This is a genomic window from Pseudomonas sp. RIT357, assembly GCF_000632245.1.
Classification (GTDB): Bacteria; Pseudomonadota; Gammaproteobacteria; order Pseudomonadales; family Pseudomonadaceae; genus Aquipseudomonas; species Aquipseudomonas sivasensis.
The window spans coordinates 59967-86226 of sequence record NZ_JFYX01000012.1; the positions used below are offsets into that span (position 1 = coordinate 59967).

Below are 26260 nucleotides of genomic sequence, written 5' to 3' on the forward strand. Positions count from 1 at the left end.
CCTCAAAAGCACTGCAAAAACCTGCACTAAAAAAGGCCGCGATCCATAAGATCGCGGCCTTTTTGCATTTCAGCGCAACACGTCAGACCTCATCCAACTCCGGCTCATCCGCCTGCGCATTCACCGTCGCCTTCACTGCGTCATGGCGACGGATGTACTTCCAGTCCGCCTCATCGATGTAGATCCCGTTCGGCCCGCTGCCGCCTTCCAGGTCGATTGCCACCTGGGCAGACACCTGCGGCTTCACACTGGCCAGGATCGGCACGAAGCCCAGCTGCAAGCTGGTTTCCAGCAATGCGGCCTGGTTCTTTTCATCGATGTCCGCTGCTTCATCAAGGTAATACGGCAAGCGCACACGCCCGGCCTGGTCGCGGTCCATCAAGTGCAGCAACAAATACATGTTGGTCAGCGCCTTGATGGTCATGGTGGTGCCGTTGGACGCCGCACCGTCGATGTCGGTGTGAATCACCGGCTGGCCATGCACCTTGGTGATCTCGAAAGCCAGCTCGAACAGATCCTTGAGGCCCAGTTGGTTATGGTTAGCCGCCACCAGGCGTGCGAGGTATTCCTTGGCCTCTTCGTTCTTGTTGTCTTGCTCGGCGCTCTGGCTGAGGTCGAAGACCGACAAGGTTTCACCTTCCTCGTACTGACCCGCGCTGTGGATGATCTGGTCGATATGCTTGAGGGCTTCCTTATTCGGCGCCAGCACGATACGGAAGCTTTGCAGGTTGGACACCTGGCGCTTGTTGATCTCGCGGTTGAACAGCGCCAGTTGGTGCTCAAGGCTGTCGTAGTCGCTACGGATGTTACGCAAGGTCCGCGCGATATCAGTGACCGCCGCACGGCGTGCCTTGCCGAGGGTCAGCGCCTCATCGGTGCGGTGTGCATAGGCATTGATCAACAGTTGCAGGCGACGCTCGACATCATCCTCGCTGTCGAACTTGGCGACGCCCTTGAGGCGCACCTGCGCATACAGTGCCTCGATTTGGCCATCAGCGCGCAGCAGACCTTGCCAGCTGTCCTGATAGTCGTTGAGCAATGGCAACAGGTTGTCCATGGAGTCGTCGACCGGATCCATGAACGGCGTACCGAACGGCAAGTCCGCCGGCAGCAACTGACGACGGCGTAAGGCGTCATCAAGCGTACGCTGTTTGGCTTCCATATCACCGATCTGCCGACCGACCAGTTGGAGCTTGGCCGACAGTTGCTGAACGCGCTCGGTAAATGCATCACTGGACCGCTTCAACTCGTCCTGAGCGGCTTCCATCTGCGCCAGGTTTTCCAGCTTCTCGCCTTCTTCGGCGCTCAGGGTTTGCGCACGGCGAAAATCTTCCAAGGCCTTTTGCGCGTCCAGCACTTGCTGGTACAGCGCCTCGGTTTGGGTCTTGCTCGCCGCGCGGTCGGAAGTTACAGCCTGCTGCGTCTTGAGCTGCTTGAGTTCTTTTTCCAGGCGCTCTTTCTGGTCGCGCAATGCGGCGCGATCTGCCAGGGCCTGCAACGCCGGTGGTTCGATGTGCGAGATGTCGATGGACAGCCCCGGCACTTCGAAACGCTCGCCCTTGAAGCCATCGAGAATCTGCTCCAGGGATTTGACCCACTGGCCGTCCTCATCCAGCGTGATGCCGTGTTCACCCAACGGGAGGCTGAACAACGAACTGTTGAACAGACGCATCAGACGCTCGACATCCTGCTGTGAGAATTCTTCCCGCAGCTTGGCGTAGCTGTTGTTGTCTGCGTGATCAAGCTGCTGCTTGACCGACTTCAAACGCTTTTCCAGATCCCGCAGACGCTCGTCCAAATCCTCGGCGCTGAACTGGCGTGACTGCGCCAAAGCGCCAGCCAGTTCATCGTGAGCATCCTTGGCCGCCAGCAGTTGTTGCTCCAGGACCTTCACGTCATCCACCAGGGCAAAGCGATGCTTGAGCACCGACAGCTCGCCCAACCAACGCTGGATGCCGCTGATCTCACGCTCCAGGCGCATCAGCTCTTGGGTGCCGCCACGCTGGTCGTTCTGCAGCGCGTCCTGCTCGTTGCGATAGTGTTCGGCCTGGATCGTCAGCTCTTCCTTACGTGCACTGGCGTAGTCCGACCAAGTGCCCAGCAACGAGTCGAGCAATGGCGACAGGCGATGCAGTTTGCCGCGCAGTGTGTCGCGCTGCCGAACGCCATTGGCCAGTGCCTCGACCAACGGGCCCGCTGCGACCAGGGAGTTGTAATCCTGTTCCATACGTCGCACATCGCGGAAGGCTTCTTCGCACGCGGCGATGTAGTCCACACTGCCGGAACGCAGGCTGTGTTCGAAGGCATCGAGGAACAATTGCTTGAGCTTGGCCGCCGTGATTTCGCGCATATGCAGCAAGTTGATAAACAGCGCGCGGAAGGTCTTCAGACTCTGTTCGCTGGTGGAACGCAGCGGGATCAGCGTCAGGTCCAGGGGGATCGACGTGTGGCCGCCCACCAGCAAACGGCGCAGTTCATCCGGCTTGAGTTCGTAGGCTTTCAGACCCTCGCGCTCAAGGTTGGTAAACAGTTCTTTCTGACGCAGGCACGTGTCGTTCTTTTGGTAGTGAGCCAGGTCCAGCTTGCCCGCATAAGCGAAGAACTGGTGACCGAAACCGCCACCCGGGCCGCGTCCTACCACACCGATCACGTGCGGACCGTGGGGCAGGGACACTTCCACCAGGATGTAGCTGGTGTCGGTTGCAAAGTAGAAACGGCGCGATTGCTCCAACGTGTACTTGCCGAAACTCATGTCCGACATGCGCGCCAGGATCGGGAACTGCAAGGCGTTGATCGATGCGGATTTACCCAGGTTGTTCGCGCCATACACCGATAGCGGCTCTTCCAGGGGGAACAAACCGAGGCTGTAACCGGCGGTGTTCAATAGGGCGAAGCGGCGGATGCCGTAGCGTTCCTTGCTCATGCGTCGGTCTCCTGTTCTTCGGCAATGGCACGGGCCAGTGCGTCTTCTTCGCTTTCTTCTGCGAAGTCGCTTAGGTCCAGCGGATCATCGGTTTTCAGCAGTTTTTCATCGCTGTCTTCGTCGATGATCACTGGCGCTGGCAATGGCAATACGCTGTGCACGCTGGCGGCGAGGTCACGGTCTTGTTGCACCGACAGGCACACGTCGAGGAAGCGGTGCATCGGCGGCAGGAAGCGATAGATGCCGTTGTCTTCGCTGGCAAAACCCAACTGCGTCATGCGGCGCATGATTTTTTCTTCGAGTTCTTCCTGGGTCTGCACTTCGGCCTGGATAAACAGGTCGCGGTATTTTTCCAGCAGCGACGGCAACTCATCCCGTCCAAGGCTGCCGCCGTCGAGCACGGCGATCGGATCGCGGCCCTGGTCGGCCAAGTGCTCGACGATGATGAAGGTGAACAGCGCCAGGCGCTGCGCTGTCTTGTTGACTTGCGCGCTGGCGATCGCGGAGTCCGGCACGAAGTAGTAGAAGCCTCGTGTATCGCAGACCAGCTCAAAACCCAGCGCCCGGAACAGCGTGCGGTACTGGTCCTGGAAGTTTGACAGTTGCGCGTACAGCTCCGGGTCGCGGCGGCTGACGTGGTAACCCTTGAACAGCTCGCGAAAGATCGGCGCCAGCTGGGACAGTTCGGATAGATCAAGATGCATAAGGGGTGCTCGCAGAATTCTCGGCAGAGTCAGTGCTGGCCGGGAGCAGGGCGAAGGAGCGCAGGCTGACCTGGTGCTCGTGTGTGTGGTAATCGCGGCGTTCCAGGCGTTCGCGCTTGAAGCGTTTTTCCCGCGAGAGCCGCGAGAACCAGTACAGCAATTCGTCGGTGGCGCCGTCCGGTTCCTGCTCCAGCAGCCAGTTCATCAGGTCCGGCATCGGCAGAGCATCTTCGCAACGCTCCAGCATTTCCTTGACCGTACGCGGCGCGCGTTGGGCTTCGCCCTTGTGGGATTTGTGCGCCTTGGGGAATCGCGCCGGTTTCGGCTCGAAATTCGCCAGGGCGTACACATAGGCCTCGACCTGGCTGGCACTGCCCAGGAAGGTGCTTTGCGGCCGGGTGAACATGGGCATCGCCGCCTGCGGCACAGCGTCCAGGCCTTTACGGCGGATGGCCGATAATGCCAGCGCGGCGCCACGGGTCACGGCGTTGTGCCGGCGTGCTTCCTCTCGTAGTGGCAACAGCAGCTCCCGCGCATGACGCAAGGTCAGTTGGGCACTGGTCTGCATTTCGAGGATGCGCGCGTGGGTGCGCAGCAGCATGTCGTCGTCCACCAGGTGGCCAAGGCGCTGCTGCTCGGTGAGCATGCGTAGCAGCACATTCTCGACCTTGCGCACGCCTTGCTCGAAGGCGCCGTCGGCGTTCACCAACTGGATCATCGGTTCGACATATTCGTCCCAGGTCGCCAGGACTTCGGCGTAACGCTGGCGCAACGGGATCTGCCGGTCGCTGGTCTTGGCACGGTCGGCCACGGCCGCGAGGGCTTGTTCGTCGTTGGCGAGTTTTTTCAGCACATCCCGCACGCGCATATCCAGCAGGCGCAGTTGCCGGGCCAGGTCGTGACCATCGCGGATGTCGAAGGCGTCCTGGATATAACCGGCCAGGCGCTCAAGATGGCGCAGGTAAGCTTCGATTTCCAGGCACAGGCCAAGCCGGTGCTCCTTGCGAAGATACGCCAGGAAGTCGTGGATCTGCGCGTTGAGCTCGAAACGGTTCGGGCTCTTGGCGACAGGCACCAGGATATCCAAGCGAATCCACACGTCCAGCAGGCTAGTGATGTCCTGGGGCGTGCTGTCCAGTTGTTGGGCGGCCAGTTGTGCGCGCAGCTCGCTCAGGCTCAGGGTGCCTTGGTCGAAGTGTTCGCACAGTGGCTCAAGTAAGGCCCAGTGTTCGGCGAGGGCGCGCAGGACGCGCTTGGGTTCGATCATGGGAATGGCCGGCTGGTTGGCGATTAAAAGTCGCGATTGTACTGCATCAGGCGTGGGATTTATCCACAGCCGGTCAGTGCGCAGTGGGCGATTGTTACCGAACAGCGGTAGAATCCCCGCTCTTTACTTATCCACAAGTGGCCGAGCTGTGCTTATCGAGTCCCGACGTCGCGCTTACTTGACCGCCATGCAGGTGGTCAACTGGCTGCCCCGCACCGAACTGCCGTTTGCCGCGCCGTCGCGGCCCGAGTTGCTGCAGGCGCTTGAGCCTTATGACGCGTTCGAGACCTCTGGCGAGGAGGCCGCTGCACCGGTGGCAGTCGTCAAGCCAGAGCCGCAGGCGCGCCCGGCGGTCGAACGCACCAAGATCGAAGTGCCACGTCCGTCGCCGGTGGCCAAGCCCGTGGTCGCCGAAGCAGAAGCCCCGGTGGTCAAGGCCCCGGTAGTGCCGCCGCCGCGCTTTGCCCTGCAATTGCTGCGGGCCGGGCGCTGTCTGCTGTTGGTGGAATTGCCCACCGGTGAACGCTTCCAGACGCGCGACCCCGCCTACATGCTGCTCAAAGACATGCTGCGCGCTGCGGGTCTGCCTGACAGCCCGCAAATCGTCGGGGACCCGGTACGCTGGCCGCTGTTGGTGCGCGGCACCATGGACCAGGGCCCTGAAGCGGCGCGGGACTTTGTGCAAGGCTTTGTCTCGGCGCGCCTGGAAGACGAACCCTGTGTATGCCTGTGGCTGATCGGCCTCCCCGCCGTGCGGTTTGCCGGCGAGGCGAATGCCGAGTCCTGGTACCGCGAACTGCAGGTCGAGGGCCTGGGTTCTGTATGGGCCCTGCCGGGCCTGGAATTATTAATGGAAGAGCCACAGCGTAAGGCTGATGTCTGGCAAGCCATGCGCCGGCTGATGGCGCGCTGGAAAACAACCGATGAGTGAGGCTTTATCCTTCCGCCCGATGACCGAGGCTGACCTCGATGCCGTGCTGAAAATCGAATACGCGGCGTTCAGCCACCCCTGGACTCGCGGGATCTTTCTCGATGGGCTGGGCAAGTACCAGATCTGGCTGATGTTCGAAGGCGAGCAGCAGGTGGGCCACGGCGTAGTGCAGATCATCCTTGATGAGGCGCATTTGCTGAACATCACTGTCAAGCCGGAAAACCAGGGCCGTGGCCTGGGGTTGGCGTTGCTGGAGCACCTGATGTCCCGCGCTTATGCTGCCAAGGCGCGCGAATGCTTCCTGGAGGTTCGCGACAGCAATACCGGCGCGTTCCGTCTGTATGAGCGTTATGGGTTCAACGAGATTGGGCGTCGCCGGGACTACTACCCGGCTGTCGGCGGGCGCGAAGATGCGGTCGTCATGGCCTGCACCTTGGTCGATTAAACACGCGATCCAATGTGGGAGGGGGCAAGTCGAATCGTCTTACCGCCCCTCCCACATTTGGATTTGCGCAGTGTCAGCGGTTTCCGTCTACCGGGTCCAGATCAGCCAGCTCCGCTTCATCCAGGCCATTGCCGCCGCCAATTTCATCTTCATCCACAATGCTCAGGTCAAAATCTGCCGGGTTGTCTTCACCCGCCTCCCGGGCATCCCGTGCGCCATCCTCATGGATCAGGGTTTCCGGGCTCATATCGTCATCGGTCGGCTCGTGGTCATCCGTCGAAGCGCCAGTAAGACCGGCTTCACGTACCCGTTCGTCGGGCATCAGGTGTTCGCGTTCGCGGGGCGGGATTTCATCGCCGATTTCCGCCGTCGGCGCCTCCTCGTCAAAATCCAGCTCGCGCATCGAGCCCATGCGATCTTCGTTGTCGTCAATCGGTTCGGGCTGTGTAGCGCCGTAGGGACGTCGTGATTCAGTCATGGCCAATCCTCATACTGTGGGGCTTATAGTGTGTGGACAGGCACGGCTCGCCAAAGATTCAAGCTAATTTGCGCATCGCGTGACCTGGACGAAAGGTCGTCAGTCACAAAACTGCGCATCATTCCTGAGGCTTTCCCTGATGAACGAACTACAAGACCTGCTTGATAACAATGAACGCTGGGCGGACGCGATCAAACAGGAAGATCCCGAATTCTTCGCCAAGCTCGCCCGCCAGCAAACCCCGGAATACCTGTGGATCGGCTGCTCCGACGCCCGCGTACCGGCCAACGAGATCGTCGGCATGCTGCCGGGTGATCTGTTCGTGCACCGCAACGTGGCCAACGTGGTGTTGCACACCGACCTCAACTGCCTGTCGGTGATCCAGTACGCGGTCGACGTGCTCAAGGTCAAACACATCCTCGTTACCGGCCACTATGGTTGTGGCGGTGTGCGGGCTTCGATGCAGGATCGCCAGTTCGGCCTGATCGACGGCTGGCTGCGCACCATTCGCGACTTGTATTACGAAAACCGCGACGTGCTGGCCCAATTGCCGACCGAAGAGGAACGCGTCGATCGCATGTGCGAGCTGAACGTGATTCAGCAGGTGGCCAACGTAGGCCACACCAGCATTGTGCAAAACGCCTGGCACCGGGGGCAAAGCCTGTCGATTCATGGTTGCATCTACGGCATCAAGGATGGCCGCTGGAAGAGTTTGAACACCACCATCAGTGGCTTCGAGCAACTACCGCCGCAATATCGCTTGCGGCCGTTGGGCGAAGCCTAAGGTCGTTTGCGCATTCGCCACTGCGCCATGAACGCTTGGCCTTCGGCGTTCAATGGCTCCTGGCTGCCAGTGATCCAGCCCCGGCAGTTCAGTTCGCCGCATTGGCAAGCGAACTGCCGGAACAGCACGTCCTCAGTGCTAGCGTAGTCCAGGGTCAGCCAGGCGCCGGCGGCGATAGGTTGCACGGTCCAGAGTTCCAGGTACGTGGTGTCGAAGAATACATTCGGATTGCAGGAGTGCCGCAACAGGCCGCAGAACCAGCAATCGTACAAGTGGATGCGTGGTGACAGCTGCAGCGTATGCGGGCGTCTCTCGCCCACGGCATAGCCGGAGACATGAGCAATGCGTATGCGGCAGCCAAAGGCTGTGCGCGCCTTGACCCCGCCTTCCATGTCATTTGTGGTGCTTACGACTTTGAAATGCTCGGACGAGGGGTAGCCTTGCTCAATTCGCAGCGTCTTGAACGGATATAAGCATTCAGTCACAGCAGTTCTAGCCTTGTCCATGGCCTGAGTTTTCATAACTCTCCTTGGTTAGGCTGCATCGACCTGCGGGTGGTGTCTGACTACCAGTCTTGCAGCGGATGGGCGCGGCTAAACATTCGCTTAAGTTGGATCCGATTTCTACTGTCAAATCTGACAGTAGAAATCGGATCTTTTTTTGTGGGATTTACAACGCAGGTTCCGCATTGAAGGGAGCTGGGGCGGCGTTCCTCAATTGTTTCAACTGAGTTTTTATTGCTGGCGTTGCACACTTGGCATTGGCTTGCTCCTGGCTCAGTTTGCGCACCGAGGTGTAGAACAATTCACAGGTCTGTTCTTTGCGCGTGACCTGCCAGGTATTCATGCAGGCCTTAAGCAGCACATTCGGATCGCTCGCCGGTTTCTGGCCCATCCCGGCCTGCCAGCAGGCGGCGCTAAGATCCTGGCCCATCACCTTCAAGCCCGCCTCGTCGGCCTTTTGCTCATCGCCGTCATAAGACTCGGGGTCAGCTGCATACCAGATGTAGCTGGGATGGTTGGCACCCAGTACTGAAACGCTTTTGCCCTCGGCCGGGCTTATCTGCGCCAGCCCGAGCACATTCACGGTTTGTCCGTATTGCTGCTTGATCCAACTACGCACCGGTGCCCCGAACGCCACCATCGGCAACGAGCCGTCGGGCTGGAGGCTCAGTTCCTTGACCATACGGGTCTGATAATTGGTGAAGTAGCTGTAGACGCCCTCCAGCTCTTTGCCCGCCGTGGACGGTGCGGCGATGGGGGCGATGTCGATCATGGTCTGGTAGGCCGGGGTTTCGGCGGCCGGCACCCCGTTGTCGGTGAGCAAGTCGGCCCAGCGATCCGTGGTTTTCGATTCCAGGTAATCCTGTGCCTGAGTGAGTGAGTAGTCCGGCGGGAAGTGCATCAACTCGATGCTTTTGCGGTTTTCCAACGCCATGCCCAACGGCAGGAACAGGTACCAGTTAAACGCCCATTTACCGTCGCTGTTGAGCTTGCTGGCGCCTTGGTAGGCGAGGTCGGCGGTATTGAGCAGTGCCGTCAGGGGCTGGCCATAACTGTCAGGTACGCCGCTGAAGGTCGCGGCCACCAGGCCATCATGGACTTTGACGCTGACCTTGGCCCGGCTGTAGCCGTCGCGCTGCACGCTCTGGTTCAGGTAGTGCTCGACGGTCTGCTCCAGCGTCCAAGGCCGAAAGCAGATGACGTTGCAGTTGTTGGGGTAAGCGAACAACTGGGTGACACGCTGCGTGCTGCCCAGCGGTACTTCGATATCGGCTTGAACGACCGCACTGGCCATCAGTGCGGCCAGGGTCAAATACAGCCTGGTCGATGTAAGCATAGTTGGTTCCTTGTCAGCGAAAGCCCGTCTGCGCGGGATGAAAGCCCACCTCTTCACAGTAGCGGCTGACCAGGAAAACCGCGTGCTAAATCGCCGGGCGTGTCGCTATTGGATAAGCGTCCTACACGTTGAACTGCAACGCGTTGCTCAAATCGCCCATGGGCTTCTGACCACGGGCGATCATTGCATCATCGCGCTGTTTGAGACCGTCCAGCGTCTCCAATTGGAAGACTCGGGTGATCAATCGCAGGATTGATGCGGTGTCGTATACCGTATGGTCCACCGTGCCTTTACGTGCGAACGGCGATACCACCAGCGCCGGAACCCGCGTGCCAGGGCCCCAGCGATCACCCTTAGGTGGTGCGACGTGGTCCCACCAGCCGCCGTTTTCATCGACGGTGACGACCACCACCATGTTTTTCCACTGTGGACTTTCCTGCAGTACCTTCAAGGCGCGGGCAATATGGCGATCGCCCGAGGCCACGTCGGCGTAGCCAGCGTGCATGTTCAGGTTGCCCTGGGGTTTATAGAACGTCACCGCCGGCAGCTTGCCGGCCTGGGCATCGGCGAAAAACTTGTTGGTGCTGGACTCATCGCCCAATCCCCCATCGCGCAGGCGCTTGTCGCGCTCGGCACGGTTCTCGGGGCCCTGTTTTTTGAAGTAGTTAAACGGCTGGTGGTGGTATTGGAAATTCGGGATTTTCGGAATACCTCCCGAATCCTTGAACTGATCCAGCGTCGCTTGCCAGGCTCCGGCGTACCAAGCCCAGTCGACGTTTTTTTTCGACAGCTTGTCGCCGATGTGCTCGTGGGTCTGTGGCACCAGCACGTTCGGCAGGTCGGGCTTGGAATAGTCCGGATTCTGCGGGTCGCGAATCCAGGTCGGCCAGTAGGGCGGGGCCAAGGTATTGACTGCGTAACCGTCCGGCGTCAGCGCGCTGGGGCCGAATTGCGGTGGACCGGTCATGGCGCTTGCCGGAGATTTTTCCAGCGGTTTGAGGCGCGTGTCGGTGGGGTCATCGCTTTGCAGCGTGGCGATCTGCGCCTTGGCCACCGACGCTGCTGCGTTCGGATACACCGGCGCCGTAGCGCTGATCAGGTATTGATGGTTAAGGAATGAACCGCCGAAAGCGCCCTGGAAGAAGTTATCGCAGAGCACAAACTCCTTGGCCACGTCCCACAGGCGCAGGGAATAGCGGCTTTGGGCGTAACGGCCCATCACCAGCCCGCCGGAGTCCGCCCAGGCAACGAAGCCATCGTTCTTGCCGCCGTTAATCTGCATCTGGTTCTGGTAAAACACATGCCACAAGTCGCGGGTGACAAGGCTCAAGGGCAGGTCCTCGCCACTCGGGCCCTTGAGGTCGAAAGGGGCGTTGGGCAGGTTTTCCTGGAATTGCATTTCGCTGGGGTAGGTCACCCCGTCCACGGTTTGCGGGCCGACTTGCAGCACACCGCCCCAGGCCGGTGGCAGGGTGGTCAACAGGCTGCCGTCGCGGTCGCGTTGCTGAGTATCGGTCGCGGAAAGCGCGGAGAGCGGTTTCTCGACACCAGGGAAATCCGCAAACAGATTGTTGAAACTGCGGTTCTCGGCATAGATCACTACCACGGTTTTCACCTGGTCGTGCAAGGCCTTGTCCAGCTCTTGAGGTGTGAGCGGTCGCGCTACCGGTTTTCCGGGCGCTTCGCTGGTGTTGCCGCAGGCACTCAAGGTCGCACCCACCCCCAACACCGCCGCACCACCCAGGAAACGCCGGCGGCTGCTGTCTACAGATGGTTGGGGGATGGAATCAGGGGAAGGGCGGTCTTCGTGCTCGTCACTCATTGCGGGAGTCCTTGCTGGCGAGTTGTTGCAAGATATTTCGCAGGACGGTAGCAACGCAATATGACGGAACGAAGACAGGCGCTTAAAGCAGCCGCAGCGCCAACTGGCTGCCGGCACGCAAGTACTCTACTTGGGCTGTTATCGCATCTTTTACGATGGCCTCGCCCGTGTCGGTCAGTTTGTCTTTCTTGGCGTCGATGACGCTGGTCTGCAGCAACTGCATGGCCACATCGATGGCTTTCTGGAAGGCCGTCACGTTGTTGTGCAGGCCGAACTCCTTGATAACAGCGTCCATGCGCCGGTCGGCCTCGTCGCGCAGGGTCTTGTACTCGACGAACGATACGTTGTCGTCCTGGTAAATTTCGTTGAGCAGCGTTTCCAGGGTCTTGGATAGAGGGGTCATCGGATATTCCTTGGTCTAGTGTGAGGATTTATCCGGGTCAGGTTAATCAAGGGCGCGGGCAGGAGGAGTCAGGGGTTGTCGCCGCATGGCGTGGGACAACCCCTATGCGTTTCATCAGAAACGTCGTGACCTACGGCATCACTGGCGGCAAATACTTCAACGTTGTCCCCAATGCCCACAGCAAAAACAACACCAGCGGTGTGTGCACCAGCAACTGCACAAACGAAAAGCCGATCAGATCCCGTGCCTTCAGCCCCAACACACCCAGCAGCGGCAACATATAGAACGGGTTGATCAAATTCGGCAGCGCTTCGGCTGCGTTGTAGATCTGCACCGCCCAGCCCAGGTGGTATTGCAGGTCATTGGCCACCTGCATCACGTACGGTGCTTCGATGATCCACTTGCCGCCGCCCGACGGAATAAAGAAGCCCAGCACCGCCGAGTACACGCCCATCAGCAGCGCGTAGGTGTCGTGGGACGCGATGGAGGTGAAGAAGGTCGAGATATGGTGCGCCAGGGTCTGGCCGTCGCCGCCTTTAACCACCGTCATCAGTGCCGCAATCGAGCCGTACAGCGGAAATTGAATCAGCACCCCAGTGGTGGTCGGCACTGCGCGCGCCACGGCATCCAGGAAGCTTCGCGGGCGCCAGTGCAGCAGGGCGCCGGCCATGATGAACAGGAAGTTGTAGGTGTTGAGTCCCGAGATGGCGCTGATCGCCGGTTTGGTAGAAAACTCATGGAACAGCCAACCGGCCGCCAGCAGTGCCAGCAAGATGGTCAGCAGCGGGCTGTGTTCCAGCCATTCGCCAGGCCGGGTCGGTGCTTGCGGCTTGGGCAGGTTGAAGGCTGGGTCGACGCCGCAGGCCTTGGCGTCACGGGCACTGTTCGGGCCGGGCGCGGTGGCATAGGCGATGATCAGCGACACCACGATCAGCGCCAGTAACAGCACGCCGGATTGCCACAGGAAGATGGTCTCGGTAAACGGGATCATCCCGGTGATCGACAGAATCGACGGCGGCAAGCTGGCCGGGTTGGCCTGCAATTGAGCGGCCGACGACGACAAGCCCAGTGCCCACACCGCGCCCAGACCCAGATAGGCCGCAGCACCCGCGGCGCGGTAATCCATGCGCAGATCCGTACGCCGCGCCAGTGCCCTTACCAGCAAGCCGCCGAACACAAGGGACAGGCCCCAGTTGAGCAACGACGCGACCATGGAAATCAACGCCACCCAGGCCACGGCCGAACGGCCGTTCTTGGGGATGCGCGCCAGGCGGTCAATCAGTTTCACTGCTGGCGGCGAACTGGCGACCACGTAACCGCCGATCACCACGAAGGCCATCTGCATGGTGAACGGGATCAGGCTCCAGAACCCATCGCCAAACGCCTTGGCGGCCTCGGTGGGCGCCGCGCCCATGCCCAGGGTCGCCACAGCGACGATGATCACCGCGAGGGCTGCAAATACCCAGGAGTCAGGGAACCAGCGTTCGGCGAAGTTGGAACAGCGCAGGGCAAATCGGGCATAGCGGCTTTCTTCGATAGCATCGGCCACGGGTCATACCTCTTGTATTTATTATGAGGGCGGCAGTTTTCGCGCATGTTCCTCCACGGCCATTGATATGGGAATGCAGTTATCTTCATCGATCCATGAGGAAAACAAATATATCTGCGGCGATTGCCATCCTTCGGCTCACCTCATAACCTGCACGCCATTTTGTTTGTCTGCCGAGCCTCTACATGACTGCCACCTTTTCCTCACAGGCGCAGCGTTTTTCCCGCTCCGACTACAAAACCCTGGGCCTGGCCGCCTTGGGCGGTGCCTTGGAAATCTACGATTTCATTATTTTCGTGTTTTTTGCGCTGACCCTTAGCCAACTGTTTTTCCCCCCGGAAATGCCCGAGTGGCTGCGCCTGCTGCAAAGCTTCGGCATCTTCGTCACCGGCTACCTGGCGCGCCCGTTGGGCGGGATCCTGATGGCGCATTTTGCTGACCACCTGGGGCGTAAGCGCGTGTTCAGCCTAAGCATCCTGATGATGGCGCTGCCGTGCCTGCTGATCGGGATTATGCCGACCTACGCGCAAATCGGTTATTTCGCCCCGCTGATCCTGCTGGCGCTGCGCGTGCTGCAAGGCGCGGCGGTGGGCGGTGAAGTGCCCAGTGCATGGACCTTCGTCGCCGAGCACGCGCCGCGCAATCACCGTGGGTATGCGTTGGGCTTCCTGCAAGCTGGCCTGACCTTCGGTTACCTGCTCGGTGCCTTGACGGCCACGCTGCTGGCGCAAGTCTTCACCCCGGCCGAGATCCTCGATTACGCCTGGCGTTTCCCGTTCCTGCTCGGCGGTGTGTTCGGCGTGATCGGCGTATGGCTGCGCCGCTGGCTCAGCGAAACCCCGGTGTTCCTCGAAATGCAGGCCCGCCGCCAAGCCGCTGCCGAACTGCCCCTGCGCACCGTACTGCGCGACCACCGCGCCGTATTGTTGCCGGCGATGATCCTCACTTGTGTGCTCACCTCAGCGGTGGTGGTCCTTGTCGTCATCACCCCGACCATGATGCAAAAAACCTTCGGTATGAGCCCCAGCCACACCTTCGCCCTGAGCGCCTTGGGCATCGTGTTCCTGAACATCGGCTGCGTCCTCGCCGGCCTGCTGGTGGACCGCATCGGCGCCTGGCGCGCGGTGCTGGTTTACAGCCTGTTGCTGCCAATGGGCATCGCGGTGTTGTACGCCAGCCTGATCAATGGCGGCGTGTGGCTGGGTGCGGCGTACGCCTTGGCGGGCTTGAGCTGCGGCGTGGTGGGCGCGGTGCCGTCGGTGATGGTGGGGCTGTTTCCGGCGCAGGTGCGGGTGTCGGGGATTTCCTTTACCTACAACATTGCCTATGCGCTGTGGGCGAGCACCACACCGCTGATGCTGATCGCGTTAATGCCTACGAGCCCATGGATTTGCGTGGGGTATTGCGTGGTGATGGGGGCAGTGGGGGTGGCGAGTGTGGCGCTGTTTGGCAAGCGTCACACGTTAGCCGCGTGAAGATCAGCTAGGAACGTGCCCGAGCACTGATCAACCTGGTCACTGAAACGGTCGTTTGCAGCGTCAACGAAAAAGCCCGCCCCAGAGCCCTTGCTGTCGATTTTGTAATCTTTGCTCCACCGACCTGATAAGTCGCGAGCGCTACATTGCCAGCGCTTGGACTTCATGGCCGTGGAACTCTCGTTATGGCAATTTCCGTTAAAAAACTGATGGGGGCGACAGTGTTGTGGTTGGCTGCAAACGCGGCCCTGGCGCAACCCCTGACCCTCGATAGCGCCCTGCAAAACGCTTTCGCCAACAACCCGGACCTGGCCGCTGCGCAGTGGGAAATTGACATCGCTGCGGGCGGTCGCCAACAGGCTGGGCTGATCCCCAATCCGGTCGCTTCCTGGGACGCCGAAGACACTCGCCGCGACTCACGCACCACCACCGTCAAGCTCAGCCAGACTCTGGAACTGGGCGGCAAGCGCGGTGCACGCATCGATGTCGCTTCCCGTACTCAGGACGCCGCCGCGCTGACCCTGGAACAGCGCCGCAACAGCCTGCGCACTGACGTGATCGACAGCTATTACGCGGCCCTTCGCGCCCAGGAGCGGCTCGATCTGGCGCAACGCTCCCTGGCCTTGGCCGAGCGTGGTCTGGTGATCGCCAATGGTCGCGTCACCGCAGGCAAGTCGTCTCCGGTGGAAGCCACGCGCGCGCAAGTGCAGTTGTCGGAAATCCGCCTGGAATTCAACCGCGCACAGATCGGCCTTACCGACGCCTATCGCCGCCTGGCCGCCAGCACGGGCAGCGCCAGCGCCGACTTCGCGTCCGTTGCCCCGCCAAGTCAATCCACACCCGCGTTGCCGCCCGCTGCGCAATTGCTGGCGCGCCTTGAGCAAACCACCGAGCTGCGCCTGGCCGAACTGCAGATCCTGCAGAACGAGGCCAATGTGGGCCTGGAAAAAGCCCAGCGGATTCCCGACCTCGATGTGTCCATCGGCAGCCAATACGACGCCAGCGTGCGCGAGCGCGTGAACCTGGTGGGGGTGTCGATGCCGATCCCGCTGTTCAACCGCAACCAGGGCAACGTGCTTGCCGCCACCCGCCGCGCTGATCAGGCCCGCGATCTGCGCAATGCCGCCGAACTTCGCCTGCGCACCGAAACCCGCCAAGCCCTCGACCTGTGGCAAGCCGCCAATAACGAGGTGCGCGCGTTCAACCAGCAGATCCTGCCCGCCGCCCAAAGCGCGGTAGATGCCGCGACCCGTGGCTTCGAGATGGGCAAGTTCAACTTCCTCGACGTGCTCGACGCCCAGCGCACCCTGATTGCGGCACGCACCCAATACCTGACGGCCACCTCCCAGGCCACCGACGCCTGGCTGCGCATCGAGCGGATTTACGGCGACCTCGCCCGGTTCTGATTTTTTCTGGAGTCCCCTATGAATAGAAAACACGGCGTGGCGCTTGCCGTCGCCTTGGGCCTGATGCTGTCGAGCCTGGCAAATGCCGAGGAAGAAGAAGGCGCACTCGAACTCACCGCGCAGCAAATCGAGGCCGCCGGCATTCAACTTGCCCAGGCCCAACCCAGGCCGATCAGTACTTTGCTGACGCTGCCGGGAGAAGTGCGGTTTGACGAAGACCGCACCTCGCACATCGTCCCGCGTGCTGCCGGGGTTGTGGAGTCGGTGAAGGTCAATCTCGGTCAATCAGTGAAGGCGGGCGAGTTGCTGGCGGTGATCGCCAGCCAACAGATTTCTGACCAGCGCAGCGAGCTGGCTGCCAGCGAGCGCCGGGTGGAACTGGCGCGTACGACCTTCCAGCGTGAGCGCCAGTTATGGCAGGACAAGATCTCCGCCGAGCAGGATTACCTGCTGGCGCGTCAGGCCCTGCAAGAGGCCGAAATCGCGCTGAACAATGCACGCCAGAAGATGACCGCCCTCAGTGGCAGTGCGGTGTTGGTCGGCGGTAATCGGTATGAGCTGCGTGCGCCGTTCGCCGGTGTGGTGGTTGAAAAACACCTCGGTGTTGGCGAGGTCGTGAGCGAAACCAGTAACGCCTTTACCCTCTCGGACTTGTCCCAGGTGTGGGTCACCTTCGGCGTGTTTCCCAAGGACTTGAACAAGGTTCGCATCGGCAAACCGGTGACCGTCAGTTCCACGGAAATGGGTACCCACGTGCGCGGCACCGTGGCCTACGTCGGCAATCTACTCGGCGAGCAAACGCGCACCGCCACCGTGCGCGTGAGCGTGCCCAACCCTGACGATGCCTGGCGCCCTGGGCTGTTTGTCACGGTGCAACTGGCCACGGACACCGCCCAGGCCAAGGTCACCGTACCGCAGGAAGCGATCCAGACCGTCGAGGACAAACCCTCGGTGTTCGTGCGCACCCCGGACGGTTTTATCACTCGCCATCTTGAACTGGGCGTCAGTGAAAACGGCTACGTCGAAGTGCGCCAAGGGCTGGACGCCGGCGAGCAGGTGGCCACGGTCGGCAGCTTCATCCTCAAGTCCGAACTGGGCAAAGGCTCGGCCGAGCACGCCCATTGATCCTGCGAGTGATTCCCCATGTTTGAGCGCCTTATCCAATTCGCCATTGAGCAGCGCATCATCGTGCTGCTGGCGGTGCTGTTGATGGCCGGTGTCGGCATCGCCAGCTATCAGAAATTGCCCATCGACGCGGTGCCTGACATCACCAACGTGCAGGTACAGATCAACTCGGCGGCGGCTGGTTTCTCGCCATTGGAAACCGAGCAGCGCATTACTTTTCCCATCGAAACTGCCATGGCCGGTCTGCCGGGTTTGCAGCAGACGCGTTCGCTGTCGCGCTCCGGCTTGTCCCAGGTCACGGTGATTTTCAAGGACGGCACCGATCTGTTCTTCGCCCGTCAATTGGTCAACGAACGCTTGCAAGTCGCGCGCGAGCAATTGCCCAGCGGCATCGAAACGGCGATGGGACCGATCTCCACCGGGCTAGGGGAAATCTTCCTGTGGACCGTGGAAGCCAAGGACGGCGCGCTCAAGGACGACGGCACGCCTTACACGCCGACGGACCTGCGGGTGATCCAGGACTGGATTATCAAGCCGCAACTGCGCAACGTGCCCGGCGTGGCCGAGATCAACACCATCGGCGGCTTTGCCAAGGAATACCAGATCGCCCCAGATCCCAAGCGTTTGGCGGCCTACAACCTGACTTTGAACGATCTCGTCACCGCGCTGGAGCGCAACAACGCCAACGTCGGCGCCGGTTATATCGAGCGCAGTGGCGAGCAACTGCTGATCCGCGCACCGGGGCAATTGGCGTCCATTGATGACATCGCCAATATCGTCATCACGTCTGCGGACGGCACGCCGATTCGCGTGCGTAATGTGGCCCAAGTCGAGATCGGCCGTGAACTGCGCACTGGCGCCGCCACGGAAAACGGCCGTGAAGTGGTGCTGGGCACGGTGTTTATGTTGATCGGCGAAAACAGCCGCAGCGTGTCCCAGGCCGTGGCGAAAAAACTCGAAGACATCAACCGCTCGCTGCCCGAAGGCGTGGTGGCGGTGACGGTCTACGACCGCACCAACCTCGTCGAAAAAGCCATTGCCACGGTAAAGAAGAACCTCTTTGAGGGGGCGCTGTTGGTGGTCGCGGTGCTGTTTCTGTTCCTGGGCAATATCCGGGCGGCGTTGATCACCGCGATGGTGATTCCCCTGGCGATGCTGTTCACCTTCACCGGCATGTTCACCAACAAAGTCAGCGCCAACCTGATGAGCCTCGGCGCGCTGGACTTCGGCATTATCGTCGACGGCGCGGTGGTGATCGTCGAGAACGCCATCCGCCGCCTGGCCCACGCGCAACAGCGCCACGGTCGTCTGTTGACCCGCAGCGAGCGCCTGCACGAAGTGTTCTCCGCCGCCAAGGAGGCACGGCGTGCGTTGATCTTTGGGCAGTTGATCATCATGGTCGTCTACCTGCCGATCTTCGCCCTCACCGGTGTGGCCGGGAAGATGTTCCACCCCATGGCCTTCACTGTCGTGATCGCCCTGCTGGGCGCGATGATTCTGTCGGTGACCTTCGTACCGGCGGCGATTGCGCTGTTTGTCACCGGCAAGGTCAAGGAAGAGGAAAACCTGGTGATGCGCAGCGCACGCCGGGTCTACGCGCCGGTGCTGGATTGGGTGATGACGCGCCGTCCGCTGGTGTTTGGTCTGGCGCTGCTGACCATCGTTGGTTCGGGCGCGGTGGCCAGCCGCATGGGCAGTGAATTTATCCCCAGCCTTAGCGAGGGTGATTTCGCCCAACAGGCCCTGCGTGTGCCCGGCACCAGCCTCACGCAATCGGTGCAGATGCAGCAGCAGCTTGAGAAAGTATTGATGGCCCAGGTGCCGGAAATCGAGCGGGTGTTTGCGCGCACCGGTACCGCAGAAATCGCCTCTGACCCGATGCCGCCGAATATTTCCGACAGCTACGTGATGCTTAAACCCAAGGACCAATGGCCCGATCCGGACAAAACCCGCGAAACGCTGATTGCGGACATTCAGCGCGCCAGTGCGATCGTGCCCGGCAGCGCGTATGAACTGTCGCAACCTATCCAACTGCGCTTCAACGAGCTGATCTCCGGGGTACGCAGTGATGTGGCGGTCAAGGTGTTTGGCGATGACATGGCGGTGTTGAACAAGACCGCCGGGGAAATCGCCGAGACCTTGCAGAAGCTTGATGGCGCCTCGGAAGTGAAGGTGGAACAGACCTCCGGTTTGCCGGTGCTGACCATCAATATCGACCGCGACAAGGCTGCGCGTTTTGGCCTGAATGTCGGTGATGTGCAGGACACTATTGCGGTGGCCGTCGGTGGGCGCCAGGCCGGTACGTTGTATGAAGGCGACCGCCGTTTTGACATGGTTGTGCGTTTGTCCGACGCCCTGCGCACCGATATCGACGGCCTGTCGCGGCTGCTGATCCCGGTGCCGGCGCTGGCTTCCGGGCAACTGGGTTTTATTGCCTTGTCCCAAGTTGCCAGCCTGGACCTGGTGCTCGGTCCGAATCAGATCAGCCGCGAGAACGGCAAGCGCCTGGTGATCGTCAGCGCCAACGTGCGTGGGCGCGATATTGGTTCGTTTGTGGCAGAGGCCGAAGCGGCCATCACCGATCAGGTGAAAGTACCGGCGGGCTACTGGACCACCTGGGGCGGCCAGTTCGAACAGCTCAAGGAAGCCTCCGAGCGCTTGCGCATCGTGGTGCCGGTGGCATTGCTGCTGGTGTTCGGCTTGCTGTTTATGATGTTCAACAACCTCAAGGACGGGCTGCTGGTGTTTACCGGCATTCCGTTCGCGTTAACGGGTGGGATCATGGCCTTGTGGCTGCGGGATATTCCTCTGTCGATCTCGGCAGGGGTGGGCTTTATCGCGTTGTCCGGTGTGGCGGTGCTCAACGGCCTGGTGATGATTGCGTTTATCCGCAACCTGCGCGAGGAAGGGCGCTCATTGTCGGTGGCGATCAACGAAGGCGCTCTTACCCGACTGCGCCCAGTGTTGATGACCGCGCTGGTGGCGTCCCTCGGATTTATCCCCATGGCCCTGGCCACCGGCACCGGGGCCGAGGTGCAACGGCCGCTGGCGACAGTGGTGATCGGGGGGATTATTTCTTCGACGTTGCTGACCTTGCTGGTGTTGCCGGCGTTGTACCAGTGGGCGCATCGCAAAGAAGAGGGCAATGGTTGAAGTAGTTGAGGCGGGGCTTCTGTGGTGTCTGTGGTGAGCGGGCTTGCCCCGCGCTGGGCTGCGAAGCGGCCCTAATCCGGACACCGAGGTTTTCAAGACAAACCGCAGCGCCTGCTTTCAGGGCTGCTTCGCAGCCCAGCGCGGGGCAAGCCCGCTCACCACAATAAGCTCGCTCGGCACAACAAGTGCGGTGATCACAATAATCTCGATGCCACAACAAGTGCGGTGACCAAAATAAGCCCGATCACGTTGCTGACCTTGCTGGTGTTGCCGGCGTTGTACCCGGGGGCGCATCGCAGGGAAGAGGGCAATGTTTGAAGTAGTTGAAGCGGGGCTTCTGTGGTGTCTGTGGTGAGCGGGCTTGCCCCGCGCTGGGCTGCGAAGCGGCCCCAATCCGGCTACCGAGGTTTTCAAGACAAACCGGAGCGCCTGTTTTTGGGGCTGCTTCGCAGCCCAGCGCGGGGCAAGCCCGCTCACCACAATAATCCCGCTCGGCACAACAAGTGCGGTGATCACAATAATCTCGATGCCACAACAAGTGCGGTGACCAAAATAAGCCCGATTACGTTGCTGACCTTGTTGGTGTTGCCGGCGTTTTACCAGTGGGCGCATCGCAAGGAAGAGGGCAATGGTTGAGGTGGTTGAAGCGGGGCTTCTGTGGTGTCTGTGGTGAGCGGGCTTGCCCCGCGCTGGGCTGCGAAGCGGCCCCCAATCCGGCTACCGAGGTTTTCAAGACAAACTGCAGCGTCTGTTTTCAGGGCTGCTTCGCAGCCCAGCGCGGGGCAAGCCCGCTCACCACAATAAGCTCGCTCGGCACAACAAGTGCGGTGATCACAATAATCTCGATGCCACAACAAGTGCGGTGACCAAAATAAGCCCGATCACGTTGCTGACCTTGCTGGTGTTGCCGGCGTTGTACCCGGGGGCGCATCGCAGGGAAGAGGGCAATGTTTGAAGTAGTTGAAGCGGGGCTTCTGTGGTGTCTGTGGTGAGCGGGCTTGCCCCGCGCTGGGCTGCGAAGCGGCCCCAATCCGGCTACCGAGGTTTTCAAGACAAACCGGAGCGCCTGTTTTTGGGGCTGCTTCGCAGCCCAGCGCGGGGCAAGCCCGCTCACCACAATAATCCCGCTCGGCACAACAAGTGCGGTGATCACAATAATCTCGATGCCACAACAAGTGCGGTGACCAAAATAAGCCCGATTACGTTGCTGACCTTGTTGGTGTTGCCGGCGTTTTACCAGTGGGCGCATCGCAAGGAAGAGGGCAATGGTTGAGGTGGTTGAAGCGGGGCTTCTGTGGTGTCTGTGGTGAGCGGGCTTGCCCCGCGCTGGGCTGCGAAGCGGCCCCCAATCCGGCTACCGAGGTTTTCAAGACAAACTGCAGCGTCTGTTTTCAGGGCTGCTTCGCAGCCCAGCGCGGGGCAAGCCCGCTCACCACAATAAGCTCGCTCGGCACAACAAGTGCGGTGACCGCAATAAGCTCGATCGGCACAACAAGTGCGGTGACCACAATAAGCCCGGTCACCACAACAAGCCTGATCACTAAAAAACGGCGTGTTCAAGGAAGGGGAAACACCAGTCTGAACCGCGTAAAGCACCCTGGTTGGCTGCTGACGTCGGCGTGCCCTTGGTGCAGGTGCATGATCGATTGCACGATGGCCAGTCCCAACCCGGTGCCGCCTTCGGCGCGGGTGCGACTGCTGTCGGCGCGGTAGAAACGTTCGAACAGGTGCGGCAGGTGCTGCGTTTCTATGCCTCGGCCGGGGTTGCCCACCGACAGCGCCACGCTCTGGTCGTAGGTTTCCACCAGCAGCAACACGCTGGCGCCGCTGGGCGTGTGGCGGATCGCGTTGGACAGCAGGTTAGAGATGGCGCGCTGGATCATCAGGCGATCCCCGTTCACCCACGCGTCGCCGCGCAGGCTCAGGGTGACCTGCTTGTCCTCGGCGCTCAGGGAGAACAGTTCGATCACCCGCTGCGCTTCGTCCCCCAGTGACACCGCGCCAAACCCGGCCCGTGCCGCCGGGTGGCTGACTTGGGCGAGAAACAGCATGTCGGAGACGATGCGCGACAGGCGTTCCATTTCCTCGGTGCAGGATTCCAGCCCGGCTTTGTACTCGTCCGAAGGGCGTTCGCGGGACAGGGTCACTTGGGCCTTGCCCATCAGGTTGGTCAACGGCGCGCGCAGTTCGTGGGCCAGGTCGTCGGAGAATTGCGACAGCTGCTGCACCCCGGCATCGAGGCGATTGAGCATCACGTTGAAACCTTGGGCCAACTCGCCCAGTTCCTTGGGCAGGTTATCCACAGACAACCGATGGGTCAGGTCCTGGGTGGTGACTTGGGCCGCCACATGGCTGAACTGCTTCAATGGTGCCAAGCCGCGTTGCACCAGCCACCAGGCGCCCATGCCGATCAGGATCAACAACAACGGCAAGGCGATCACCGTGGAGCGCAGGTAGGCGCTGAGTAACGCTTCATCGTCGGAGCGGTCCAGCGACAGCAATACCCGCACATACTCGCCGCCGCGCAAGGGCATCACGTGGGTGGCGGTGAGGATGCGATTGTCGCGACCGTCCACCCAATTCACGTAGGCCAGGTTTTTGCCGGCGGGGGCGTCGAGCAACAGCGGCTGCTGAGGTTTGGCGCCAACGCTGAGCAGCACCGGCGCGTCAGGCTGGGTGCCGGTGATGGTCAGGTAGATGTTGTCGTGGCCCATCACCAGGTCCAGCAACGAGTGAGGGCGGGCGGCGATGTCGTGGGGTTTTAAATCCTGGCGCAGGCTGTGTTCCAACTGCTCCATCTTGTTTTCCAGGCCTTTGCGCGCGAGGTTTTCCAATTCGTGGGTCAGGGCCAGGTAGGCGAGGGTGGCGAGCAGTACGACCAGCCCCGCGCCCATCAGGCTGACCGTCAGGCCCAGGCGCATCGATAGGCTGCTGGTCTTCATTGGCGCGCTTCCAGCACATAACCCACGCCGCGAATGGTGTGGATCAGCTTGACCTCGCTCTGGTCATCGACCTTGCCGCGCAGGCGGCTGATGGAGACTTCCACCACGTTGGTGTCGCAATCGAAGTTCATGTCCCACACCAGGGAAATAATCTGCGTGCGGGTCATCACCTCGCCGGTCTGGCGCATCAGCACATGCAGCAGGGCGAACTCCTTGGTGGTCAGGTCGATGCGCCGGTTGCCGCGATAGGCACGATGCCGGCGTGGGTCCAACTCCAGGTCCGAGACGCGCAGCACCTCCGGCAGCGGGATATGTTCACTGCGCCGTAGCAGGGTGCGCACGCGGGCGAGCAACTCGGGAAATTCGAAGGGTTTGACCAGGTAATCGTCGGCGCCCATGTCCAGGCCCTTGATTTTATCGGCCAGGCGCCCTCGCGCTGTGAGCATCATCACGCGCTGATTGCCCTCACGGCGCAGTTGCTCCAGCACTTCCCAACCGTCGGTGTTGGGCAGGTTGACGTCGAGGATCACCAGTTCATAGGTGTTTTGCCTGGCCAGGTGCAGACCGTCGATGCCGCTGGCGGCGCAGTCGACGACGTAACCGCTTTCGGTCAGGCCTTGCTGCAAGTAATCGGCGGTTTTCTGCTCGTCCTCAACCACAAGGATACGCATGGGGATTTACCTTCAAGGAAACGAAAGGAGATGGCCTCATAGAGGCTCTGAGGGATCTATAGGAAAACTCTGAAGCCTGAAGTAGCTTTAGGGTCAAGGCAGCCCAGGCCGCTGCGACGATTCGTCGCTGAACACACGCACAAAAAAAACGCCCCAGATGGGGCGTAAAAATTCATCTCTGTTCCAAAGGAGCTACACAAAAGCTGCAGAGATGAAGTGTGTTCGATGTGCAGTATAAAAAGTGCAACTTAACGAGAAGGTGGGGCCGATATTACAGTTCTGACAGACTTCAACTTGTGAACAGATGTACGGCATCGGCAACTGAATGTAAGTGGAACACCTAGAGCACGGCCAACGGATACTCGATAATCACGCGAACTTCTTCCAGGTCCGACTCGAACGCACTTGAACGCACGGTGGCCTGGCGCAACCTGAGCGACAGATCTTTCAAGCTGCCACTTTGCACCACGTACTTGGCTTCGATATCCCGCTCCCATCGGCGTTGATCGGTGAGCGGATCGCCGGCTGAATCGCGGCGCATGTACACCGCGTTGGCGTTGCTGTAATCGGCGCCGGTGCCTTTGGCGTAGCGGGTCATGAACGACAGGCCGGGGATGCCGAAGGCCTGCATGTCCAGGTCATAGCGAACCATCCACGAGCGTTCCTTGGGCGAGTTGAAGTCGCTGTACTGGATCGAGTTGTTGAGGAAGATCGAGTCCGAGTTGCGCAGGTAGTCGAAGTCGTCATCGCCGTTGTTGCGTTGATGGGACACGGCCAGGCTGTGGGCGCCGACCTTCACTCCGAGTCGGGCGCTCCAGATGGTGTTATCGAATTCACCGAGCAGTTTTTTACCTTCGTCCACAGCCTTATAGACGTTCACGTCGCCGAACAACGAGACGTCGTCGCTCAGCGGATAACTGGCCGCGCTGCCCGCGTAATACTGGTTCCACGCGTCTTTGAGTCGGCTGCTATAGAGGCTTAGGCTGAGGTGTTTGTTGAGCTGGTAATCGCCGCCGCCGTAGGCGATCCAGGGCGAGTCCACGGGGCCCGCGTAAAACGTTGCAAAGCCTTTGTTCATGCCGCTTTCAGCCGGTTGGCTCATGCCGCTCAGGCGCCCGCCCTGCAAGGTCAGGCCTTCCAGGCTGGTGTTCTGCGCGGTCACGCCACGGAAGGTTTCCGGCAGCACCCGTGAATCGCCGTAGGCCACCACCGGAGTAAGCGGGAACACGTCGCCGGCCTTGATCACCGTGTCCAATACGCGCAATTTCGCCGCGCCGCCCACTTTGCTGTAGCTGTCTTCGGGATGGTTGTTGCTGTCCACCGGCATCACGCCGAACGAGCCCTTGCCGCCGCTGCGGCCGGTGCCCGAGTCGAGCTTCACGCCGACCATGGCGAAGGCGTCCAGGCCAAACCCCACGGTGCCCTGGGTAAAGCCAGACTCGAATTTACCGATCAAACCCTGGGCCCAGGCTTCCGAATAACCATTGCCGGTCGGGCTGGATTGGCCCTTGCGATCATCGCGATTGAAGTAAAAATTGCGCGCCAGCACGTTCAGGCTGCTGCCTTCGATAAACCCTTCGGGCGTGTCTTCAACCGCTACCGCCGCCAGGGGTAAGGCGGCGCACAGTGATAGGGGAAGGGTGTAATAACGGATCTGCATGTTTCGCTCCTCGGTATTGGCAGTTATCAGCTTCTTATGGAGGTGGGCGTTCTTATTGATTTGGCCCGGGCTGATAGTTGCAAACCTTGGATAACGATTGGATGGCTTGAACATTACAATTCTGGAAACTCCCTGCCGCCTAACAAATAAGTAATGTTCTGGTGAACATCGTGACAGGGTGGGTTGGTTAGTCTCGGCACTGAACTTTCAGTCGAGGAATTAACCATGAACTTTTATCGCATTGGCTTGGGTGTATTGATCGCTACGTTGTCATTCGGGGCACTGGCCGAAGGCGGCGGTGACCGCACCTTTGACCGAATGATGGAGCGCAATGAAAAAGCCATGGCCGCCTACGCGGAGAAAAACGGCAAACCCGCGCCCCAGGTGCAGGTGTATCGCTATGGCATGGACCTGGACATTGCCAAGGTGGTCAACGTCACACCGCCGATCCGCGCCTGTAACCCTGTGCCCTCGCGCATGACCTATGAGGACTCCAGCGGAACACTCACTACCTTGGAATATCAAGTCATGGGCGTGTGTCGAAATAACGGCAGTTAATGGCGTCAAAAAAAAGAGTCGAGAATGACACTAAAGTACGCTTCAGAAAGGTTCCGCAGGGCCGATGCATGTCAGATCTTTCTTTCTCCATTTGACCATCGGTGACCAATGTTCAACACCCGTTT

22 protein-coding genes are annotated in these 26260 nt (G+C 60.5%); 10 read left to right on the forward strand and 12 right to left on the reverse strand.

Going from position 1 to position 26260, the window contains the following annotated elements; genetic code table 11:
* Nucleotides 1-82: 82 nt before the first annotated feature.
* Genes mksF through mksB form a run of 3 tightly spaced genes read right to left on the reverse strand, consistent with a single transcriptional unit; the run spans nt 83 to nt 4894 of the window.
* A complete protein-coding gene (gene mksF / locus BW43_RS17825) occupies nt 83-2923 on the reverse strand; it encodes an Mks condensin complex protein MksF (protein WP_032886031.1) in 2841 nt (946 codons plus the stop codon).
* Complete coding sequence (gene mksE, locus BW43_RS17820; protein WP_032886032.1) at nt 2920-3627, reverse strand: Mks condensin complex protein MksE; 708 nt, start codon at nt 3625-3627, stop codon at nt 2920-2922. The genes mksF and mksE overlap by 4 nt, the downstream gene beginning before the upstream one ends.
* Nucleotides 3617-4894 (reverse strand): Mks condensin complex protein MksB, encoded by a 1278-nt coding sequence (gene mksB, locus BW43_RS17815; protein ID WP_032886033.1) that lies wholly within the window; start codon nt 4892-4894, stop codon nt 3617-3619. Before mksB ends, mksE begins: the two co-directional genes overlap by 11 nt.
* A 187-nt stretch (nt 4895-5081) precedes the next feature.
* Here mksB and BW43_RS17810 point away from each other — a divergent pair, with 187 nt between their 5' ends.
* Both BW43_RS17810 and rimI read left to right on the forward strand, forming a co-directional pair.
* Complete coding sequence (locus tag BW43_RS17810) at nt 5082-5825, forward strand: hypothetical protein (RefSeq protein ID WP_050442822.1); 744 nt, start codon at nt 5082-5084, stop codon at nt 5823-5825.
* Complete coding sequence (gene rimI / locus BW43_RS17805; RefSeq protein WP_032886035.1) at nt 5818-6270, forward strand: ribosomal protein S18-alanine N-acetyltransferase; 453 nt, start codon at nt 5818-5820, stop codon at nt 6268-6270. Before BW43_RS17810 ends, rimI begins: the two co-directional genes overlap by 8 nt.
* Nucleotides 6271-6343: 73 nt before the next feature.
* Here rimI and BW43_RS17800 read toward each other — a convergent pair whose 3' ends face one another.
* Nucleotides 6344-6748 (reverse strand): hypothetical protein, encoded by a 405-nt coding sequence (locus BW43_RS17800; protein ID WP_032886036.1) that lies wholly within the window; start codon nt 6746-6748, stop codon nt 6344-6346.
* Between the two features lie 139 nt (nt 6749-6887).
* Between BW43_RS17800 and can the strand changes: the two genes are divergently transcribed.
* The gene (gene can, locus BW43_RS17795; protein WP_003188288.1) at nt 6888-7532 is read left to right on the forward strand and encodes a carbonate dehydratase; all 645 of its coding nucleotides are present in this window, start codon (nt 6888-6890) and stop codon (nt 7530-7532) included.
* On the opposite strand, the gene BW43_RS17790 is transcribed toward can, so the two are convergent.
* From BW43_RS17790 to BW43_RS17770, 5 genes are all read right to left on the reverse strand, one after another.
* Nucleotides 7529-8053: an SET domain containing protein gene (locus BW43_RS17790; protein WP_032886037.1), complete on the reverse strand. Its 525-nt coding sequence runs from the start codon at nt 8051-8053 to the stop codon at nt 7529-7531. The genes can and BW43_RS17790 overlap by 4 nt on opposite strands.
* Nucleotides 8054-8201: 148 nt before the next feature.
* Nucleotides 8202-9371, reverse strand: a complete 1170-nt coding sequence (locus BW43_RS17785; protein WP_032886038.1) for a hypothetical protein — start codon at nt 9369-9371, stop codon at nt 8202-8204.
* 121 nt (nt 9372-9492) lie between these two features.
* Nucleotides 9493-11193 carry an acid phosphatase gene (acpA, locus tag BW43_RS17780; protein ID WP_032886040.1) on the reverse strand — a complete coding sequence of 567 codons (1701 nt, stop codon included), beginning with the start codon at nt 11191-11193 and terminating at the stop codon, nt 9493-9495.
* 82 nt (nt 11194-11275) lie between these two features.
* Nucleotides 11276-11596: a hypothetical protein gene (locus BW43_RS17775; protein WP_032886041.1), complete on the reverse strand. Its 321-nt coding sequence runs from the start codon at nt 11594-11596 to the stop codon at nt 11276-11278.
* A gap of 130 nt (nt 11597-11726) precedes the next feature.
* Nucleotides 11727-13145 carry a short-chain fatty acid transporter gene (locus BW43_RS17770; RefSeq protein WP_032886043.1) on the reverse strand — a complete coding sequence of 473 codons (1419 nt, stop codon included), beginning with the start codon at nt 13143-13145 and terminating at the stop codon, nt 11727-11729.
* 185 nt (nt 13146-13330) lie between these two features.
* Between BW43_RS17770 and BW43_RS17765 the strand changes: the two genes are divergently transcribed.
* The 6 genes from BW43_RS17765 to BW43_RS28775 all read left to right on the forward strand — a co-directional run bounded on the left by BW43_RS17765 (nt 13331) and on the right by BW43_RS28775 (nt 21577).
* Nucleotides 13331-14620, forward strand: a complete 1290-nt coding sequence (locus BW43_RS17765) for an MFS transporter (RefSeq protein WP_032886045.1) — start codon at nt 13331-13333, stop codon at nt 14618-14620.
* Between the two features lie 185 nt (nt 14621-14805).
* Nucleotides 14806-16026, forward strand: coding sequence for a TolC family protein (locus BW43_RS17760; protein WP_032886047.1), 1221 nt, complete (start codon nt 14806-14808; stop codon nt 16024-16026).
* Between the two features lie 18 nt (nt 16027-16044).
* Entirely contained in the window at nt 16045-17151 is a 1107-nt protein-coding gene (locus BW43_RS17755) for an efflux RND transporter periplasmic adaptor subunit (protein ID WP_032886049.1), read from the forward strand.
* Nucleotides 17152-17169: 18 nt separating this feature from the next.
* On the forward strand, nt 17170-20304 hold the full coding sequence (locus BW43_RS17750; RefSeq protein ID WP_032886050.1) for a CusA/CzcA family heavy metal efflux RND transporter: 3135 nt from the start codon (nt 17170-17172) through the stop codon (nt 20302-20304).
* A 351-nt stretch (nt 20305-20655) separates the two neighbouring features.
* On the forward strand, nt 20656-20940 hold the full coding sequence (locus tag BW43_RS28770) for a hypothetical protein (protein WP_155989957.1): 285 nt from the start codon (nt 20656-20658) through the stop codon (nt 20938-20940).
* Nucleotides 20941-21292: 352 nt separating this feature from the next.
* Nucleotides 21293-21577, forward strand: coding sequence for a hypothetical protein (locus BW43_RS28775; protein ID WP_155989957.1), 285 nt, complete (start codon nt 21293-21295; stop codon nt 21575-21577).
* Nucleotides 21578-21860: 283 nt separating this feature from the next.
* On the opposite strand, the gene BW43_RS17745 is transcribed toward BW43_RS28775, so the two are convergent.
* From BW43_RS17745 to BW43_RS17735, 3 genes are all read right to left on the reverse strand, one after another.
* Complete coding sequence (locus BW43_RS17745; protein WP_032886054.1) at nt 21861-23246, reverse strand: heavy metal sensor histidine kinase; 1386 nt, start codon at nt 23244-23246, stop codon at nt 21861-21863.
* On the reverse strand, nt 23243-23917 hold the full coding sequence (locus BW43_RS17740; RefSeq protein ID WP_032886055.1) for a heavy metal response regulator transcription factor: 675 nt from the start codon (nt 23915-23917) through the stop codon (nt 23243-23245). Before BW43_RS17740 ends, BW43_RS17745 begins: the two co-directional genes overlap by 4 nt.
* A 340-nt stretch (nt 23918-24257) precedes the next feature.
* Complete coding sequence (locus tag BW43_RS17735; RefSeq protein ID WP_032886057.1) at nt 24258-25577, reverse strand: OprD family porin; 1320 nt, start codon at nt 25575-25577, stop codon at nt 24258-24260.
* Between the two features lie 225 nt (nt 25578-25802).
* Here BW43_RS17735 and BW43_RS17730 point away from each other — a divergent pair, with 225 nt between their 5' ends.
* Nucleotides 25803-26135 (forward strand): DUF2790 domain-containing protein, encoded by a 333-nt coding sequence (locus BW43_RS17730; RefSeq protein ID WP_032886058.1) that lies wholly within the window; start codon nt 25803-25805, stop codon nt 26133-26135.
* The last annotated feature ends 125 nt before the right edge of the window (nt 26136-26260 follow it).

Excerpts from the sequence above, each read along its gene's own strand:
- mksF (WP_032886031.1), bottom strand. The coding sequence starts at position 2,923 with ATGAGCAAGGAACGCTACGGCATCCGCCGCTTCGCCCTATTGAACACC.
- mksE (WP_032886032.1), bottom strand. The coding sequence starts at position 3,627 with ATGCATCTTGATCTATCCGAACTGTCCCAGCTGGCGCCGATCTTTCGC.
- mksB (WP_032886033.1), bottom strand. The coding sequence starts at position 4,894 with ATGATCGAACCCAAGCGCGTCCTGCGCGCCCTCGCCGAACACTGGGCC.
- BW43_RS17810 (WP_050442822.1), top strand. The coding sequence starts at position 5,082 with ATGCAGGTGGTCAACTGGCTGCCCCGCACCGAACTGCCGTTTGCCGCG.
- rimI (WP_032886035.1), top strand. The coding sequence starts at position 5,818 with ATGAGTGAGGCTTTATCCTTCCGCCCGATGACCGAGGCTGACCTCGAT.
- BW43_RS17800 (WP_032886036.1), bottom strand. The coding sequence starts at position 6,748 with ATGACTGAATCACGACGTCCCTACGGCGCTACACAGCCCGAACCGATT.
- can (WP_003188288.1), top strand. The coding sequence starts at position 6,888 with ATGAACGAACTACAAGACCTGCTTGATAACAATGAACGCTGGGCGGAC.
- BW43_RS17790 (WP_032886037.1), bottom strand. The coding sequence starts at position 8,053 with ATGAAAACTCAGGCCATGGACAAGGCTAGAACTGCTGTGACTGAATGC.
- BW43_RS17785 (WP_032886038.1), bottom strand. The coding sequence starts at position 9,371 with ATGCTTACATCGACCAGGCTGTATTTGACCCTGGCCGCACTGATGGCC.
- acpA (WP_032886040.1), bottom strand. The coding sequence starts at position 11,193 with ATGAGTGACGAGCACGAAGACCGCCCTTCCCCTGATTCCATCCCCCAA.
- BW43_RS17775 (WP_032886041.1), bottom strand. The coding sequence starts at position 11,596 with ATGACCCCTCTATCCAAGACCCTGGAAACGCTGCTCAACGAAATTTAC.
- BW43_RS17765 (WP_032886045.1), top strand. The coding sequence starts at position 13,331 with ATGACTGCCACCTTTTCCTCACAGGCGCAGCGTTTTTCCCGCTCCGAC.
- BW43_RS17760 (WP_032886047.1), top strand. The coding sequence starts at position 14,806 with ATGGCAATTTCCGTTAAAAAACTGATGGGGGCGACAGTGTTGTGGTTG.
- BW43_RS17755 (WP_032886049.1), top strand. The coding sequence starts at position 16,045 with ATGAATAGAAAACACGGCGTGGCGCTTGCCGTCGCCTTGGGCCTGATG.
- BW43_RS17750 (WP_032886050.1), top strand. The coding sequence starts at position 17,170 with ATGTTTGAGCGCCTTATCCAATTCGCCATTGAGCAGCGCATCATCGTG.
- BW43_RS17745 (WP_032886054.1), bottom strand. The coding sequence starts at position 23,246 with ATGAAGACCAGCAGCCTATCGATGCGCCTGGGCCTGACGGTCAGCCTG.
- BW43_RS17740 (WP_032886055.1), bottom strand. The coding sequence starts at position 23,917 with ATGCGTATCCTTGTGGTTGAGGACGAGCAGAAAACCGCCGATTACTTG.
- BW43_RS17735 (WP_032886057.1), bottom strand. The coding sequence starts at position 25,577 with ATGCAGATCCGTTATTACACCCTTCCCCTATCACTGTGCGCCGCCTTA.
- BW43_RS17730 (WP_032886058.1), top strand. The coding sequence starts at position 25,803 with ATGAACTTTTATCGCATTGGCTTGGGTGTATTGATCGCTACGTTGTCA.